Source organism: Petralouisia muris (genome assembly GCF_004793545.1).
GTDB lineage: Bacteria > Bacillota > Clostridia > Lachnospirales > Lachnospiraceae > Petralouisia > Petralouisia muris.
Genome location: NZ_SRYA01000016.1, coordinates 1 through 17,775 on the forward strand (window position 1 = coordinate 1; position 17,775 = coordinate 17,775).

The 17,775-nt window shown below is 42.3% G+C and carries 14 protein-coding genes and 2 pseudogenes; 4 read left to right on the forward strand and 12 right to left on the reverse strand.

The genetic code is table 11. From position 1 onward, the window contains the following. Positions 1-596 precede the first annotated feature (596 nt). The 3 genes from E5329_RS09440 to E5329_RS30580 all read right to left on the reverse strand — a co-directional run bounded on the left by E5329_RS09440 (position 597) and on the right by E5329_RS30580 (position 2,612). Positions 597-1,520 (reverse strand): helix-turn-helix domain-containing protein, encoded by a 924-nt coding sequence (locus E5329_RS09440; protein WP_135989323.1) that lies wholly within the window; start codon positions 1,518-1,520, stop codon positions 597-599. Positions 1,521-1,668: 148 nt separating this feature from the next. Then, positions 1,669-2,034 (reverse strand): GNAT family N-acetyltransferase, encoded by a 366-nt coding sequence (locus E5329_RS30575; RefSeq protein ID WP_275443143.1) that lies wholly within the window; start codon positions 2,032-2,034, stop codon positions 1,669-1,671. Positions 2,035-2,075: 41 nt separating this feature from the next. Further along, positions 2,076-2,612 carry a GNAT family N-acetyltransferase gene (locus E5329_RS30580; RefSeq protein ID WP_275443144.1) on the reverse strand — a complete coding sequence of 179 codons (537 nt, stop codon included), beginning with the start codon at positions 2,610-2,612 and terminating at the stop codon, positions 2,076-2,078. A 300-nt stretch (positions 2,613-2,912) separates the two neighbouring features. Between E5329_RS30580 and E5329_RS09450 the strand changes: the two genes are divergently transcribed. Then, the gene (locus tag E5329_RS09450; RefSeq protein WP_135989324.1) at positions 2,913-3,452 is read left to right on the forward strand and encodes a hypothetical protein; all 540 of its coding nucleotides are present in this window, start codon (positions 2,913-2,915) and stop codon (positions 3,450-3,452) included. Between the two features lie 401 nt (positions 3,453-3,853). Here the strand turns inward: E5329_RS09450 and E5329_RS09455 are convergent, their stop codons facing one another. The 4 genes from E5329_RS09455 to E5329_RS09470 all read right to left on the reverse strand — a co-directional run bounded on the left by E5329_RS09455 (position 3,854) and on the right by E5329_RS09470 (position 8,848). Continuing rightward, a complete protein-coding gene (locus E5329_RS09455) occupies positions 3,854-5,866 on the reverse strand; it encodes a beta-galactosidase (protein WP_135989394.1) in 2,013 nt (670 codons plus the stop codon). Positions 5,867-5,896: 30 nt separating this feature from the next. Next, positions 5,897-6,136 carry an HPr family phosphocarrier protein gene (locus E5329_RS09460; RefSeq protein ID WP_135989325.1) on the reverse strand — a complete coding sequence of 80 codons (240 nt, stop codon included), beginning with the start codon at positions 6,134-6,136 and terminating at the stop codon, positions 5,897-5,899. Between the two features lie 22 nt (positions 6,137-6,158). Continuing rightward, positions 6,159-7,538 (reverse strand): MFS transporter, encoded by a 1,380-nt coding sequence (locus E5329_RS09465; RefSeq protein ID WP_135989326.1) that lies wholly within the window; start codon positions 7,536-7,538, stop codon positions 6,159-6,161. Between the two features lie 107 nt (positions 7,539-7,645). Next, positions 7,646-8,848 carry a helix-turn-helix domain-containing protein gene (locus E5329_RS09470; RefSeq protein WP_135989327.1) on the reverse strand — a complete coding sequence of 401 codons (1,203 nt, stop codon included), beginning with the start codon at positions 8,846-8,848 and terminating at the stop codon, positions 7,646-7,648. Between the two features lie 1,139 nt (positions 8,849-9,987). Here E5329_RS09470 and E5329_RS09475 point away from each other — a divergent pair. After that, positions 9,988-10,980: pseudogene (locus tag E5329_RS09475) on the forward strand (IS630 family transposase); the annotation flags it as partial. A gap of 198 nt (positions 10,981-11,178) precedes the next feature. On the opposite strand, the gene E5329_RS09480 reads toward E5329_RS09475, so the two are convergent. From E5329_RS09480 to E5329_RS09500, 4 genes are all read right to left on the reverse strand, one after another. Then, positions 11,179-12,492, reverse strand: coding sequence for a JAB domain-containing protein (locus tag E5329_RS09480; protein WP_275443145.1), 1,314 nt, complete (start codon positions 12,490-12,492; stop codon positions 11,179-11,181). After that, positions 12,483-12,950 (reverse strand): MATE family efflux transporter, encoded by a 468-nt coding sequence (locus tag E5329_RS29695; protein WP_168356566.1) that lies wholly within the window; start codon positions 12,948-12,950, stop codon positions 12,483-12,485. Before E5329_RS29695 ends, E5329_RS09480 begins: the two co-directional genes overlap by 10 nt. Before the next feature lie 696 nt (positions 12,951-13,646). Further along, positions 13,647-14,030 carry a nuclear transport factor 2 family protein gene (locus E5329_RS09495; protein ID WP_135989329.1) on the reverse strand — a complete coding sequence of 128 codons (384 nt, stop codon included), beginning with the start codon at positions 14,028-14,030 and terminating at the stop codon, positions 13,647-13,649. A gap of 89 nt (positions 14,031-14,119) precedes the next feature. After that, positions 14,120-16,093, reverse strand: a complete 1,974-nt coding sequence (locus tag E5329_RS09500; protein ID WP_135989330.1) for an oxidoreductase — start codon at positions 16,091-16,093, stop codon at positions 14,120-14,122. Between the two features lie 203 nt (positions 16,094-16,296). Here E5329_RS09500 and E5329_RS32135 point away from each other — a divergent pair. Then, a pseudogene (locus E5329_RS32135) lies at positions 16,297-16,404 on the forward strand (winged helix-turn-helix transcriptional regulator); the annotation flags it as partial. Here the strand turns inward: E5329_RS32135 and E5329_RS09510 are convergent. Further along, positions 16,385-16,864, reverse strand: coding sequence for a fructose-bisphosphatase class III (locus tag E5329_RS09510; protein WP_135989331.1), 480 nt, complete (start codon positions 16,862-16,864; stop codon positions 16,385-16,387). The pseudogene E5329_RS32135 and the gene E5329_RS09510 sit on opposite strands and share 20 nt — an antisense overlap. A 480-nt stretch (positions 16,865-17,344) precedes the next feature. Between E5329_RS09510 and E5329_RS09520 the strand changes: the two genes are divergently transcribed. After that, positions 17,345-17,725 (forward strand): hypothetical protein, encoded by a 381-nt coding sequence (locus E5329_RS09520; protein WP_275443146.1) that lies wholly within the window; start codon positions 17,345-17,347, stop codon positions 17,723-17,725. The last annotated feature ends 50 nt before the right edge of the window (positions 17,726-17,775 follow it).

A 17,775-nucleotide genomic window follows, 5' to 3' on the forward strand; every position in this document is an offset into this window, starting at 1 on the left:
AAAAAGGAACCTTTTACAATTCAAATGTAAAAGATTCCTTAAGTTAATGACATTGTCATTTATCGGGGTTTCCCGTCATTTCCCACCTCTTCACGGATGGTCTCACGTTGACATGTCCTTTTTGTCAGTTATTCTGTTAGGTTACAGTTATTCTTTGTTTTATGTTGTCTAATTTCTGACATGGTTCTTCTATCTGCTTATGTTATGGAATTGGGTAACAGCGTTATCTTAGCCGCTTTAACAATCGCCCGGAAGTCATTGTAATTGAACTTTTTAATACGTACTTATAAAATCAATTTATAGAAAACTGAATTATAAAGCAATCTTACTTTCTGCTCCAGTATGCACTGTTCCCTGTCACTAAGGTATATTTTCAGCTCATTTCTGCGTTCCCTGTTTGCCATTTTTCATGTCCTTTCTGTTATGGATTTTTGAAAGGATTTTACACAATCTTTAATCCCGCTATGAGGACTGTTTGTGTAAGAAAATAAGAAAACCGCTGTTGCATGGTTGTGTATGCTTCCATGTAGCAGCGGTTTTGTGCTGGCGGCATTTAGTTGAGCGCGTGGCTTGATAAACGGGAATTTGCCAATGTTTTAATTTTTCTTCATATCCAGCCTTTTTGCACTTTCTTCAGCCATGTCTGCTTCAACATCAAAGCCATTTTTACGAAATTTCTCAGCAATTTCCTGATACAGCTTATATGCATCCTTGTCCTTCCCTATTTTTTCATATAGCATCGCCTTACAATATAACTCATCATAAAAAGGCGTTCCTATTGCACCGGCTCTATCAAAATATTGGATTGCCTCATCATATTTTTCAAGTTTCCCACAAACTTCTCCGCCATGGATATATAACTCCCAGGCATCCGGAAATTTTTCTACGGCCTTTAAAAAACATTCGTAGGCTTCCTCTATTTTATCCGCATAAATATATGACACAATCAATAAATCCATTTCTTTGGGATTCTCCGGCTCTGATTCTGCCCTTGCTTTTTGCTGGCGGACAGCTTCCTCCCCTTTCCCCACTGCAAAAAGGAAAGAAATACGGCAGGCACAGGCTCTGTAGAATAAATTTTCATCAAAGTCGGAACCTTCTTTCAAAATAGTATCATACCACTCCATCGCCGTATCTTTACAATATTCAAACATCCACTGATGAATGATTGCATAATTCCATTTATCTTCCACGGAAAGTACACCGCCATGCATAAGTTTTTTATACTCCAAAAGACAATGTATAAAATCTTCCGGTTTCCGTGTCTTTTCATACACAGCGGTCAAACGTTGTGCATAGTTATTGTATGCAACTGCACTCTTTTTGTAAAAATCATCTACCGTTACTCCATAGAGCCTTGCTAAAACAGGAAGAGTCAAAACATCCGGCAAAGTTGTTCCGCATTCCCATCTTGAGACAGTCTGCACATTTACATTCAGATTGTTTGCCACCTGCTCTTGTGTATAATTTTTTGACATACGAAATTTTTTTAAATTTTCACAGAATATAGTTTGATTCATATCTCATCACCTCAACATATTTTATTTTTTTAGAAGCTTCTGAATTAGATTATATTAAAAAATAAAAAAGAAGGTAATGTCTTATTTTGTGATCGGTATCGCAAAATTTGTATAGTCATAACCAAACTGACGTAGCTTGAGATACGATTCACAATTCTTTTACCAGACATAGTGTCAGCTCATCATCATTCCTGTAGGCAACATCTGCTTCACATATTTTTTCTTTATAATACACACCCTTTCCATCAGGAATATAGCCTCTTTTTATATAGAACCTCTGGGCAGGTCCGTAGTCGCTGTTTAAGCAGACATCCAGATATATTTTATTGCAATGCTGCCTGGCAATATTTTCTGCTGCATCCAATAACATAGTAGCTATTTTCTTCCGTCGGTATTTTTCGAATACAAACAAATTTACTATACCCGGAATATTATGGCCGGCCAGCCCGCCCCATCTGCATTTGTAGTACAAAAAGACATATCCTGCCACGGCATCGTTGTACAGTGCAAGCAACGCGGTACACTCGCCTTTTTTCTGATTATCCAACTGCCGTTTTAAATGTCGATGTTCTTCTGACTCTCGTCACCATCTGCTCTGCAAATAGACGGAATATCATCATAATTCATGGCACGGATATCTATGCATAAACGACTGAGCCCTTCCCATTCTTCTCTTAAAATGGAATAACACAGTGTATCGCTTTTATCGCAGGCATGCTTTCTCAATCTGCCTTCAAAGGTAAAGGAGCATTTTTCTAAAACTCTTATACTCTCCTTATTGTGTGACCGCACCCATGCGGCGATGGCTGATAAATTCATTTCTTTGAATCCATAATCAAGCATCTTTTTCACAGCCTGCATTGCGTAGCCGTTGTTCCGGTACCTGGCAGCGACAGCATACTCTATTTCCATATAGCCGTCATATCGGTTCATACCTCCCAGGCTTATAAATCCTATAAAGTTATTATTTGTTTTGTCGGCAATCACTCTAAAGCCCCTGTCATTCTTCCAACATTGGATTGTATTCCGACTGTCAATAATCGAATTGTAGAAATCAATCCCACTTTTTCTCAAAGCTTCGTCAAGACACAATCTTGTCTGTCCTGTTGGAGTGGTTTTGTCCCGTTCGTAACTGGAAGATTGAAAATGATTTATGGCACTGCCATCGGGAATCTTTTGAATTCTTTTTGCATTCCAATGGTTCTGACCATTCAGGATGGATTGGCAAAAGCCTCATCCTGGATTGGCGGAAATTTAAGCAGCCCCTTAAGCCATGCACTCCAGATGATCCGCAATGGGCCGCCATTGCCCAAACTTTTTCGGAAAATGCTTATTTTGCATTGGATCGGTGTTTTCCCACTGTTCCACTGCTCATGGAACTGAAGAGACTTAATGAATCCGCCATTTGCCGCCTCCATGCCATTGCCAGTGCCAAGGCGAATTGCGCCGCCTATGCAAAGCCTGAAAAGAAGCCCGACCCGTGGCCGTCCCTGTAAGAAAGGGAAATCCATCAAGGCAATGGATCTCTTTGAATCCCGCAGGCATGACTTCATAGCATCCACTGTATTTATGTGCGGCAAAGAACAGAAAGCGGAATGTCTCTCACTCAATCCGCTCTGGGGCGTCAAATTATATCAGGAACTGCAGTTTGCTCTCATCAAATATGGCAATGCGACCACAATCCTGGCCACCGCCGATCTGGAGCTCGCGCCAACACTTGTCATTGAGGCGTATGCGCATCGCTTTAAAATTGAACGAATGTTCCATGAAATGAAACAACAAATCCATGGATTCTCCTATCATTTTTGGAATTCAAAAATTCCAAAGCTCAACAAGCATAAAAAGAAATTGGAGCCGGATCCGTTAACGGCAATCCGCAAAGAAGACCGTCCGTCCGTTTTATTGACCGAGGATGGCCTGTCCTTTCTCTGAACAATAGAAAACACCCAGCATAATGCGCAACTGTCACAGCTACTTTTATCGGGCATTCAGATCGTTTCGGAACTGTAAAATGATTTTTCTGTCTATAAAACCTTCATTTGACAGCCATTGACTGAAAAAGCGAGCGCACTGAAATCCACATCTATCGTGAAACACAGTACGCCAGTCAAAAATATGAATCGCTTTACTCTTACTTCCAAACTGAACTTATAGTCAGCCCCGCACTATCTCTCCTTGTATCACCACCTCACTGTTCAAGCCGCCATCTTCACACATCAGATTAGCACTTATCCATTTCCATTATAAATCTTTATCATTTATAACTTAAGAAAGCTGATTCATGTGAAACAGAAAACCTCCGATTCCTTTAGGTATAGCTATTTCGTCCATTCTTATCCTTCAATTATTTTCACTCCCCATGCCGGCACAGAAATGCTGTTTGCTTGTCTCACTGACTCACCTGTTAATATATCGCGGCCATCGGAACCTCTGTATAATGCCGTCTGTTTTTTTTCAGAATAATTCAGATAAAACCATACACTTTTACCAAACTGATTGATTCCTTTTCGGATAATTACAGGAAACCCGTCTTTTACAGAGTTATTTATACCAGCATCATCCAATGCCCTTATAAAAATCCGCCTCAAAAGCTCCTGGCCAGTCATGCATCCGATATAATATGCATACCCCTTTTTATAATGATTTCTGGTTATTGCTGCATATCCGTCCCAATTATAGTGCTCATAACGTGCCAGTATATCTGCGCTGTCGGGCTTTAAGAGCTCCATAAAAACTTTTGCCTCCCTGTCATCTGACTCTTCTGTGATTTCTCCCTGCAGTCCCACCTTTTTAGGAAACGTAAACTGATGATACCTGACTCCCAGACAGTTTTTCAAAATACGCGGCTGTACTTCATGGCTTACTTTTACATTCTCATTTGCAAAACCCGTTTTAAATGTTGCCACTAAAACACCTCCATTTTCCACATAACGGTTCAGCTTTTCCAACAGCCCGTCTGATGCTGCATAAAGGGCAGGGACAACAATTATTTTATACCGCCCCAGGTTCTCTGATTCTGGCCATATAAAATCACATTCTATATTCATCTTATAAAGCGTGTCATAAACCCAGCGGACGATATCATTATACGCTACTTTTCCCTTGTCGGATTCTGCCGCATCAATACCGAACCATTTTAATGCTGTCAGCGATTCATTGCTCACCATAACTGCAATATCATTTTTCTTTTTCAAATTTACCAGACGGCTCCCGATTTTCTGCAGCTCTTTCCCTATCATACAGGCTTCCAGATAAGTATCATTCTCCTGAAAATCGTGGCTCAGCAATCCTTTCCAGTAAGTTTCACGGGCATTATGCAGAGAATGCCAGTGCCAGTACATCACACTGTTCGCTCCAGAAGCAATGTGGCTGTATGCCTGCAGGCGAAGCTGTCCTTTATATGGCACCCAGCCCGGAAAACCCTGTGCTTCTGTTTCCAGGACCAGATAATTATCCTGCTTCAGGGATCTTGTCATATCACCACCAAAAGCGATCTCTGCACCTGTCAGCTCATCCTGTGTCGGATGATAAATATCTGCACCGGCAACTGTCAGGCTTCTGGAAGCATTGTAATGGTTCACATCCGGCTGCACTCCAAAAGAATACCCCCGCCATTCAAAATCAAAATTGTGTGTCACAAACTGATCCTCCCGGCAGTATTCTTTTACAATGCCAACCTGCCAGCTTAAGAAATCATCCACCAGTGTTCTTTGAAATTTCTCAAATTCAGCTCCAAGACTTCCATTAATGGTTCCCCTGACATCTGGAAAATCCTCCCATGCATTAATCCTATTACTCCAGTAATCAAGCCCAAACTCAGCATTCAGCTCATCCAGGTTATCCTGAAATTTTTCCCGGAGATATTTTACAAACTTCTGCTGCACATTTCTTCCTGCAGTCCCATAGTGCTTTGTCTCATTATCCACCTGATAACCAATCACACACGTTCTTTTGGCTGTGCATTTCAGCAATTCCCGAATCACCCTTTCTGCATAAAAGCGGAAGACAGGATGTGTGATATCCATAATCTGACGTGAGCCATATATGCCCCGGCCGTTTACCGTTTCTGCAAGCACATCAGGATGAGATTTTACCATCCAGGTCGGAATCGCATAGGTTGGAGTCCCGATAATCACAGAAATGCCTGCTTCTTCCATGGCATCCATCACCTTCTCTATATGAGAAAAATCAAATACGCCTTCCTGCGGCTCACAGGTACTCCATGTAGACTCTGCAATCCTGACCGTGTTAACGCCCGCTTTTAGCATCATCCGCACATCCTCTTTCAATCGTTCACAGGGCATATATTCATCGTAATACGCTGCCCCAAATAAAATTTTTTTCATCATTGCCCTCCTTAAAGCCTTCCATTCTCATTACTTCATTTCGTCCTCCGCAATAAACCTCTGGAGCTCCCCCATTAGCTTTTCGGCATCCTGGTCGTCCAGTTCCACTTCAATCGGTTTATCCAATTCAAGGCTAAAAATACCCATAATAGATTTCCCGTCAATATGGTATTTACCGCAATGTATATCCACATCTTTTTCAGCCTTAAAAGTTATATTTACAAATGCCTTCACGTCATTTACACTGTTTAATGCTACCCTGCATATCATAATTTCTTTCCTCCAGTTTTTCTTATTTTGAGATACGGCGGCTCTTAAGGTCAGCCAAAATAGAATCATATTCCTTATCCAGATGATAAAATGTAAGGACAACAATCTGAACAACCGTAAGGATAATCGGAATAAAAATGTAACAGGAACGGATTGCCATGTATGCACTTGCCGGCTGTGCTGCCGCAGTACCCACATAGCCTCCGATGGAAAGAACTGCACCAACCAGCAGCAGGCTGATGCCGTTTCCAATCTTCTGCCCAAAACTTGCCGCACTGTTAATCAGTCCTTCTGTCCGTATTCCGGTTTTCCACTCCCCATACTCAATCGTATCTGTAACCATTGCAAACATACAGGCTGAAATCCCAGCATTTCCCAAGCCCCTCAGCATACATCCTGCATGAAGCACCATTAAATTTTCTGCACCGATTCCCATAACTGCATAACCGGCAATGAAGATTACAGACCCTGCCATTAAAACATTCCTTTTCCCGAACCGCTTTACAAACCAGGCAATAAAAAACATGCAGACAATCTGCGTTGCCTGGAACGCTACAGAAAATGTACCAACCAGATCAGGATTTCCCAGAATTTCTTTCGTATAGTATACCTCGGCCGATCCATTGACGCCCATTGCCACAAAAATCAAAATTAAGTTGATTGTAGCCATCAGCCAATACTTATTTTTTACTAATGCCTTGAAGCCGAGCAGAACCGGAACATCCAGTTTCTTTCCATCATTCTCAGCATTCACGCGCTCCCTGGTAAAAAGGAATGTAATCATAAATGTAAAAATCTCAAGTGCCCCAAAAACGATAAATGTATAGGTCCATGCCCGTGTATCATTTCCAAAAAACTTTACTACTGGAAGTGTACATGTTTTGATAAACAGTGTCCCACAGGTCGCCAGTATCATCCTGAAAATACTCAATACAGAACGTTCATATTGATCCTGTGTCATCATTGCTGTCAAAGTTGCATAGGGAAGGTTAATACCCGTAAAAAGAACTGTAAAAGCTATGTTATAGCTAAAGAATATGTACACCAGTTTTGCCGTCTCACTCCACTCGGAAGGCACTGCAAACAGGAGAACCGTGCCTATTGCATAAGGAATAACCAAACGCAGTATCCATATCCGGGCTTTTCCAAAAGGCGATTTTGTTTTGTCAATAATAATTCCCATGATCAAATCGCTTATGCCGTCAAACACTCTGGAACATGCCATGATTACCCCAACAGCTGCTGCTGCGACTCCTACATAATCTGTGTAATAAAACATTAAAAATGTCGCTACAGCAGAATACATAATGTTGCTTGAAAAATCTCCGCACCCATATGCCAGACGTTCCTTTACAGATATTTTTTCGGATGCGTTTTCGTTAGTAAAATTTTGAAATAACATACTGATACCTCCCAGTCTTTTTTGCAGCGTTATATCTTCCGCTGCTCTTCATGTTTCTAAAATAACATGGGAAGCATCCACAATATATCACATATTTTAGGTGATTATCATGTATTTTCGTTAATTTGAAAATGCCCAAACTTTTCTCTGTATTTTGTGGGCGTCAAGCCTGTCTCTTCCTTAAAAACCTTCCCAAAATGGCTTTGTGAACAAAATGCCAGATAAGCTGCTATATTTTTTACGTCATACTCCGAATAGCGTAACAGGTTTTCAGCCAGCCGAATTTTCTCTCTTCGAATATACTGCTGTATAGTAAGCCCTTCCACTCTATGGAACAAATCGGAAAGGTAGGCTGCAGACACTCCTATCTGATGTCCAATTTCTCCGATTCTAATTTCATTATGCAGATTTTGAAAAATAAAATTTTTCGTCTTTTCTATCAGCTCATTACGCTCCTTTTGTACGTTTATCCTGCTGACCTGCTCCACAAATTCATATTCAGCCTGCCGCATGGCAGCATCAATCTTTACAATATTTGACATCTCTTCTATTTTCAAAATATAACCGTCTACCATAGAAAACGCTTCTTCCGGAAGCATGCCGCCATCAATAGCCGCCCTGGATGCCAGAGTGACTACACAAACTGCTATATTTTTTGCCTGACGGAGTTCATTATTCGAAAGCCTTCCTACTTCTCCGCGGTAAGTTTCCTGAAGACTGCGCCGCAGCATTTCCTTATCCCCGCGGCGTATGCTGTCCAATTCCCTTTTTTCCTGATCATAAGGATTATGAGGCAGGTACGTCTCCTGCCGCTGGAAAATCACTTTCTGCACGCTGCCCCTGGCTTCACGGACTTCTATTCCATTCAATCCATTTTTCCGCCACAGTTCATCTAATGTCAGTTCTTTCCCCGAAATACAGTGATATAATGCCAGCAATCCTGCACCAAAAACTTTCATCTCGCAAAAGGCTATCTGATGATGCACCTGCTCACTCACAAAATGTGTATCCGCCATAAATTTTTCAAGTTCTCTTGTTGGCTTTACAATACTAACCGGTCCAATCACCAATTTTTTTGCTTTTAAAATCATCGTTGCATATAAAACCGAATTGTACTCACAATAAATATCAGGATACTCCCCAGTCTCCCTGTCCATAAGCATTGTAAAGAAAGCAGAATCCATATACAAAGGACAGGCCTCCGGAATCAGATCACCATAAACTTTCTCAATTCCATAACCGGAGTTTACAATGTAAATGTTACAGTGTAAAATCCTTACCCATTGATTCAGCATAAAATCCCAATTCATTTCTCAGCCACCTCCAAATGCCTTATTTCTATATGCAGCATAACAGTCGTCAATAGGAATACCAGCCTTTTTAGGCTTGCATGATTAATTATCAGTTTATCATATTTTTATCTCAGGAAAAAGAATATGCCTGGAATAAATTGCAACTCCGTTAAATTCTTCAAAGGCCAGACATGCTGAAGGCTTTCGTCAAGGATCGCATCATAATACAGGAACTGGTATAGGATAACAAATTTCCTTTTATCACCCGATGCATCCATAACGGCCAAATCCCTCCTTGATGCTTATCCGCCAGCTGGCCGTGCCTGTTTTATAAGGCAGCATAAGCTGGATTGTAAAAATACATCTTTCTATATAAATAATAATGGAAGTTCTCATAAAATTTGTGACAACATTTAAAATTTTTTCTAAAACCTGTCTGTTTTCAGCAGTCCCGCAGCCTGCCAATCTTCAGCTCTAAAAGGTGGATTTTTCTCGCACTGCGAAACCGCTTTGTAGCTGCTTTTTCATACCACTTTGGTAAAATTAGGAAAAGTTTTTCAAAAAGGAGATTTTATAATGACAAAAGCCGAAGGAAGAAATGAAAACGAAGACGTCTCCAAAAATGACTGTGAAACAAAAGCGTTCAAACGGCTGGCGTTTCCTGATCCGGTATAAGGAAGGAAGCATACCGTCAGTTGCGGAAGAATACCGCAGCATATGCAGCTTTTGCGGCTCAGACAGCCTGGACAGAACCATAGCGGAGGCATACCCGCGGAAAGGGAAAGCGAACAAAAAACTGCACATGGACTTTCGTTCCATATATATTTCAAAATATGTTTTATAAATACCGAAAACATTTTAAAAATACTGTCCTGCCTCATCTACAGAAAGACCATATTTTCTAATTATAACTGTCTTAATTTCAGATTCCCCATGATCAAGCTCTTTTAGGACATCTACCGTTCCCTGTATTCCTTCTTTCGTACCTTTTCTTCCCGTAGCCTTACTTGAGGCTCCACTATTTCCATCAATGCATCAAACATATAGGCATTTCCTTTCTATTCCTCTACAATCTGTTGATTTGCTTCCATCATTACCCACAAGACAGAGTCTGCCATATCCTTGTCATCCTTTTCTGTCAAGGTCTTTATGATATCACCTGGGTCATAAACAAAGCCTGCCAAAAACCAAAAGATTTTGGCTACGCCGCTGAATTATGGTATCCGGCCAGCTTTACACGCTTCATCAATTCAATAGCTGGACAGGAAGGCCACCCGCGTATGGCAGTGGTGACTGAAACAACATTGCGCAAAATCCTTGCAAACGCTAAGATACGTCCTTTTAAAGTCTCTTATTATTGTGAAAAGCGTGGCCCGGATTTTGATTCCAAAATGCATGATATCCTTGTCATTTATAAACAGGTTTCCTTACAGTTTGATGAAGACGGGAATTTGAAACCTTTTGAAGGGGTGCCTGTCCATACTTTATCATATGATGAAAAACCAGGGATGCAGGCTTTGGATACAACAGCAGGGGACAGGCCGCCTGTTCCAAACACTGATAAAAACAGCGCCATATGCCGGGATTATGAATATGTGCGCCTTGGCGCGCTTTCCTTATTGGCGGCGATCGACCTGCTTACAGGGGAAGCCATCCCATTGGTAAGTGACACGCATAAAAACTCCGATTTTGTGTGTTTCTTAAAGATGCTTGACACAAAATATCCGCAAGGCGATAAGATTCGTCTTATTCTTGATAACCATTCAGCCCACACATCGCAGGAGACGCAGAAATATCTGAACACAGTCCCTGGAAGATTTGAATTTGTCTTCACCCCAACACATGGTTCCTGGCTGAACATGGTGGAAGGATTTTTCAGCAAGATGACAAAACAGATGCTAAATGGGATCCGGGTTTCAAGCAAAGAAGAACTTGAAAAAAGAATATACAAGTACTTTGAAGAGGTTAATGAGGTTCCCATACCATACCACTGGTCATACCAGCTTGACGATATTGATATAGAAAAGGAAGACCTAAACCAGATTATTTATGAAGTTGTAAACCGCAAGGCAGCAAAAGCAGCTGACAAGGATAAACGTGCACCTAAGCCACGTACTCGAAAGAAACGTGGAGAGTCAGGCACACAGTAAGCATGAAACATAACTTTAATTAAGTTGGATTATACTAGATATACTTATATCTAGTATAAATGAATTTTTAAAGAGGAAAAGCAGTTAAAAAACCTATATTTATAAGGTTTCTGACATCTTCCACCATTCCTAGATATAATTCTACCGGGAATTTAGGTTATAACTATCCTTTTTCACTTGCCATCAGGCTCTGTAAGTTCACGCCGTCTGCTTTCCATATTTCTCCAGATAGGACACCGCCTGTTCCCGGGACAGTCCTGCCTTATCCTGCAGCCTTTTCAAAATGGCTGCGTCGTCAAGCCCAATATCCTGACCCATTTCAATAATCATCTGTATTCCCTGCTGCATTCCCTGCTGTATTCCTTGCTGCATTCCCTGCTGTATTCCTTGCTGCATTCCCTGCTGTATTCCCTGCTGTATTCCCTGACGTATCAGTTTCTCCGATTCCGTTTCAATTACTGTTCCACCCATGATATTCACCAGCCTTTCTTCATTTTTATTCCCATTCGTAATATGTGTAATAATAGTATTCACAAATCCCATGAGGTCTATGATTTCACTGTCCAACAACTCTCCATCCCTGTGCAGCCGAACCATTCCATTCCTAAAATATTCCAAATCCTCTACCGCTGCCTCTATGTTGCCCTCAGATGTGATTGCTTTCTCATATCTTGCAATATAGAAGGGGATATAGGGAAACAGCCGCTTTTCCACAATATATTCCCTCGTAAATTCTTCCAGAATCACATTCGCAGATTTATAATCCACGCTCTGCCCATCTGGAAATGTAAATGTAATCGTTGTCGTCTTTGGCGTCTTATCCGTCCTCTTGACATAAATTACCGAGAACCTCGGCATGGGGATAACTGCATGGCCGATATCCCATGTCGCAAACTGCCTTGCCACAATAAAGGCATACTCGGCAATCCGTATTGCCATGGAGCCGTCATCATAGCTCTGGCATTCCAGAAGATAGACCTCACTCCCAATCTTCATTAGGAAATCCGAAATCTGCCCTTCTATCTCCCTGCTCCCATCTGACATCTCCCCCTCTGTCAGATATCCTTCTGATGTCAGTACATCCACTTCAGCGTCCAGTGGGTAATGTTTTCCAAAAATGTCATTGATTACAGGGATAAACATCCTTTTGTGCTTGCTTTTCATTGTCTTGAACACGTTGTCATAATCTGGTGTCTTTTTCTGCATACTTTTTCCTTTCCTATATATTCCTCCCACTTTAGAGAGAATATATCCTGTATTCATTATACCTTCAATTTCCTGTCCTGGCAACCAGAAAACCGCTGCCTGAGCATCCCCTAAACCATCCGGCGGCAGCTCTGGTTTCCCTATCTTCCCATTTGATTGAAAACTGAAATAGGAATCCCGGCTTATGATGATATGGTCGCAGAACAGGATTCCCATCAAATCAGAAGCCTCCTTCATCCGTTCCGTCACCCGCAGATCCTGCCCTTCCGGCTGGCTGCATCCGCTTGGATGGTTATTCACGACCACAATGATATCGCCCCTGCATAAAAAACATATCGTATATCCAGAAACAACGGCAGAATGCAAAGGCATATCATATATAAAATTTTACGAAACAGTAACAATGGAAACGCATATTTGACCTTTTCCATTGCAGTCAGGCCATCTACCAGGGCATACTGTACTGCAATACCAAGCAATGCAAACGTATACATACGGATACTGCCCACGGCCAACTGTATTGTGCCTGACTCCTTCAAGAAAAATCCTGCAAACACCTCCGGTAATACCTGCACTACAATTCCCAATGCTCCGATGTATACTCCGCATAATAAAAACACATAAAGAAAAGCCTGCCGGATCTTTGTATAATTTCCTGCCCCATAGTGAAAGCTGAATATCGTTCCACATCCTGTTGTGATCCCCTGTGCAGGACAGGCTACTATCGTCATAAAACTCTGAATAACCGTAGCACAGGTAATCAATATATCCCCCTGCGAATCTCCGCCGTATTTTCGTAACGAAGTATTTCAGAAAAATAATGATCAGGTTATCCAATATCATAATCATGAATGACATGCATCCTATGGACAAGATTCTAAGTACAATCTTCTTTTGCAGCCTGCCTGGGCACAGGCATACCGGAAAAATCCTGCTGCGCAAAAAACAGATTACATAAACACAAGTACAGCATTGTGCAATAACAGTTCCCCATGCTGCCCCTGCAATCCCCATACCGCACCCAAAAATCAGGACAGGGTCCAGAACCATATTTACCACAGCGCCAAGCGCCACCGAAATTATTCCCTGCCTTGCAAACCCCTGTGCCAGAATAAACTGATTCAACCCACACCCAAGAAACGATGTAAAAGTCCCGCAGACATCTATCGTAAAATAAGTTTCTGCGTAAGGGTACATATCTTTGCTGCTGCCCAGCAAGTATAATATTTTTTATTTTTTCCCGGTTCAGTAAAAGCGGGGGAGTTACTGCCGCCGATATGACTAAAATCATAAAAAAGGAATTTCCAATGATCTCCTGCGCCCTTCTAGGCGTTTCCTTCAACAATTTCTGTGTGGTTTTAAATCCAGACATATACAGCCACCATATAAAAGAACAGGCAGGCAGCATTCCCGGCACACCCGCCTGTTCTCCACTTTCTACACTGATCTACTTGTGACGGTTATTTCTGAATGGTATTGGAATTCTGGTTATATGCCTTTGCAACGCATTTCCATTCGCCATCCATCTTCAACAGAAGCAGCACATCCGTGAAGTCAATGCGGTTGCCCCAGCCTTCTTCCAGCACACGGACAACAGCCAGGGATTCCTCAACCATCAGTACATCCACACGGGCCTTGAAATTATCACCGCCAGGCACAGTATCCACATTGTGGTAGAACTGCTCAATAGAGCCATGCTCCAGCTTACCGTCCAGATAGCCAAACAAAACGGCTTCATCCGTGAACAGCTCCTTTGCATATGTGCTGTTTCCCTCGGCAACACTCTTGACAAATTTCATTGCGGCAGCCTCTACTGCCTGATATTCCTTTAATTCTGCTCTCATTGTAATAGCCTCCTTAAAATTTTTTGACATTATATAAAGCATTCTGCCTTATACCATGGTATGAAAACATTATACCAACAATAAATAGATTAAATATTATTCCCTACCTCATAGCCGTCCCATACCGCATGAAGGATCGTGCTGACCTTCTGGCCATCGCCAATCTCATAAACGGCAGCGCCGCATCCCTGGCGCTCCTGCGCCATGGATGGAACCGGACGGAAACCAACTGCGATGACAACCGAATCCGCATCCAATGCCTTTTTCTGGCCATCGCTTTCCAGAATGACCCTGCCATCTTCCACAGCAGTAAGACGGTGGTTCTCCAATACAGTCACATGATGATGCTCAAACAGATCCGGAATCATCTGGCCATTTGGAATCGGGGACGGAATACCTGCCGACAGGATCTTAGGCAGGGCTTCCACAACAGTGACCTCTTTGCCAGACTGGGCATAATCCAAAGCCATTTCACAGCCAACCAGACCGCCGCCGATCACCATGACCTTCTGTCCGACCTTTTCCGGATGTGCCAATGCCTCCATACAGCCAATCACCTTTTTATCATCGATTCCCGGCACTTTCGGCATGACAGGGACGGAACCTGCTGCCAGAATGATTACATCTGCATCCATATTGCGGAGCTGGCCAGCGGTAACAGCTTCCTCTGTATGGATCTCCACGGGCAATGCCTTTAATTCATTCTGATACCACGCATTTAGTTCCCGTACCTCTTTTTTAAAGCTGTGGGAACCGCCGGGAATCAGATTGCCACCCAGGGACTCATTCTTTTCATACAAAGAAACCTTATGCCCGCGCATGGCTGCGGTTCTGGCAGCCTCCATACCGGCAACACCGCCACCCACAACCACAACCTTTTTCGGCTGTACGCAGGGACGGAGCGCATACCTCACTTCCCGCATTGCTGCCGGGTTTACTGCACAGGTAGGCTGTTTCCCCTGCTGGAGCCTTGTGATACACCCCTGATTGCAGGCAATGCAGGGACGAATTTTCTCCGTATGTCCGGTCAGCACCTTGTTTGGATACTCTGGATCTGCTAAAGCAGCCCGCCCAAGGACAACTGCATCTATCTTACCATCCCGTATTGCCTTTTCCGCAATATCCGCTTCATTCATGCGGCCGCCTGCCAGAATTGGGATATTTACGGCTTCTTTTGCTTTCGCTGCTAATTCCACCAAATACCCTTTCGGCATATACATAGGCGGGCAAGCATAGTAGAAGGAATCGTAAATACCCGTATCTACATTCAGGCAGTCATAACCATACGATTCCAGCAGCTTTGCGATTTCAATCCCTTCTTCCAGGGTACGGCCAATTTCTTCCTCACCGGTCAGACTTGCCTGTTCAAATCCTTTTACAAATGTTTTCAGGCCCAGACGCATACTGACCGGAAAATCACTGCCGCATTCTTGCTTGATGCCTTCCAGAATTTCCTTTGCCGCCCGTAAACGGTTTTCTAAGCTGCCGCCATATTCGTCTGTACGGTGGTTCATCATGGGCAGCGCAAACTGGTCAAGCAGATACCCCCAATGGATAGAATGTACTTCTACACCAGAAAAACCAGAATCCTTTGCAATTTTAGACGCTTTTACAACGGACTCAATTTTAGATTTGATCTGGTCACGGGTCAGCTCCGGTGAGACTTCCCCCGGATGCCGGAAAACATGTACAGCGGATGGTGCCGGAAGATTAGGGTAATTCCTCCCAAGTCCCATCGTAATCTGTGCAAAGATTATTGCACCGTATGCGCCTGCCCTCTCATTCAGCTCCGTCGCCGTCATCTTAAACGCATCCGGGTTCTGTAATATAGTCGGGCCAACCCCCGTGTATGGGTCAACTGCGCCATCTGCCGCAATCGCCCCGGTAAAAATCAGGCCAAAGCCGCCTTTCGCCCTCTCTACAAGATATTGTATCGTTTCGTCTTTCAGACCACCTCCCGGAAGATGGTGCTGTCCGCCGCCAATTGGCGCCATACAAAACCTATTCTTAATGGTCAGTCTGCCAATCTGAAGCGGCTTTCCTAAATACTCATAGTTCTGCATGTCTGTGACTCCTTTCATTTTATCTGGCCGAATGGCCATAAAGGTATCCTTTAAGGGTTTACCTTCAGGATTAACTTTTCCTGCTGTTGATATTATAATTATAGCGAGAATAAAACAGAAAGCAAGTACGCACCTTTAAGTGCGTTACTAACATAAAAGTTATATACTTACCTGAAGGAGAGTGAAAAAATGGGGGACGCTACATATCACAAGAATGCCTGGAAACAACAGGTTTCAGCTACACATTATCCCTCATCAATGGGAAATACAAAATGACAATTCTTTATACGCTTATGGAATTTGGCATAATTTCATAGGTTTCATTATAAATAACCATGGGGGTTCACTTTTTTGACTACTGGGTACATTATATTCATTATTCTTGAGAGACAGATATATTCTAATTTGAAGTTTTTTTCCATTATCTGTATCCCTTACTAACTGTCGTTTCATACTATATTCTACAGCTACTTGTCTGGAAACAATATTCGCTTCTTCCTGTATAGCAATCTCTGATGATTCAAATGGTTCATGTACTATCAAAGTCAAACCGTAAGAATTATATATCAGCATATAACTGGCAATTCCTGTTTCTTTATGATATGCCTTTGAAAAACCACCATCTATAATCAAGACTTTGCCACCTGCTTTCACAGGACTTTCTTCCTTTTTTTGATGAACGGGAACATGACCATTGATAATATGTACATCATCCCCTTCTAGCCCAAATTCATTTAATATCAATTCTGCCATCTCGCTTTTTTCTATCATCTGATAGTATGCACTCTTTATTTCTTTATAAATTTCCTTTACCGTATGATTATTCAGGGCTATATACCCGGGTGGAGCTATGCCGAAGGCATAACCAGCTATTTAAAAGCCAACAACATCCGCATCTTTGACTTTGTGGATTTCTCTCAGCCCCTTACGGAACAGGTCCGTGCAAATGCCCGGCGCATTTCGTATGAAAACGGCATTGAAATTGAATTCATTCGTAAACTACATGCCTTCCGCAAAGACGACCGCATCCAGGAAATCATTCAGAAAACCGGAAAGTCCGAGGAATTGATCCATATTTTTTCTGCCATGTAACAATGTAATGCCTATAAACCATGGCACGATAAAAAAACCGGAAAAACATTTCTAAAATTTGACTAAAGCAAATATCTCCATTATTATTTTATAGATATAGAACTGGGGCTGTGTTACCTGAGGATTCCCACTTGGGCTCCGTTCCGTCTGCAGTTCTATATGAATGGCCATAATCTTTTGGCCTATAAGCTGCGGAAAAAGAGAATCACTTACCACATGCATGATAATGCCTTCCTTGACATTTCAGATGTCGAAACTGCCCAGAAACTATCTGACAGGAGCAATTCGGAAGGCCTCCATAAAATCCTGGATGCTTTTGCAAAACGCGATTGTCCGATTGCGGAAACACTCGGTCTGGGCTATACATGGACAGTCCAACAGATCGAGTGTGCAACCGATATCATGTTCAAACAGGCCTGTGACTTGGATCCCCTTTATGATGAGATCATCCGGACGTATTTTACAACAGCTTACGGCAAAGAGGTCATTGCGGCAGGATTAACCGTTAGAAACCTTGTGTTTATACCAGCATTGGCATAAGTGTTTTTCTTATACAGAAATTTTGCCATTTTGCGTCAAAAAATATTTAT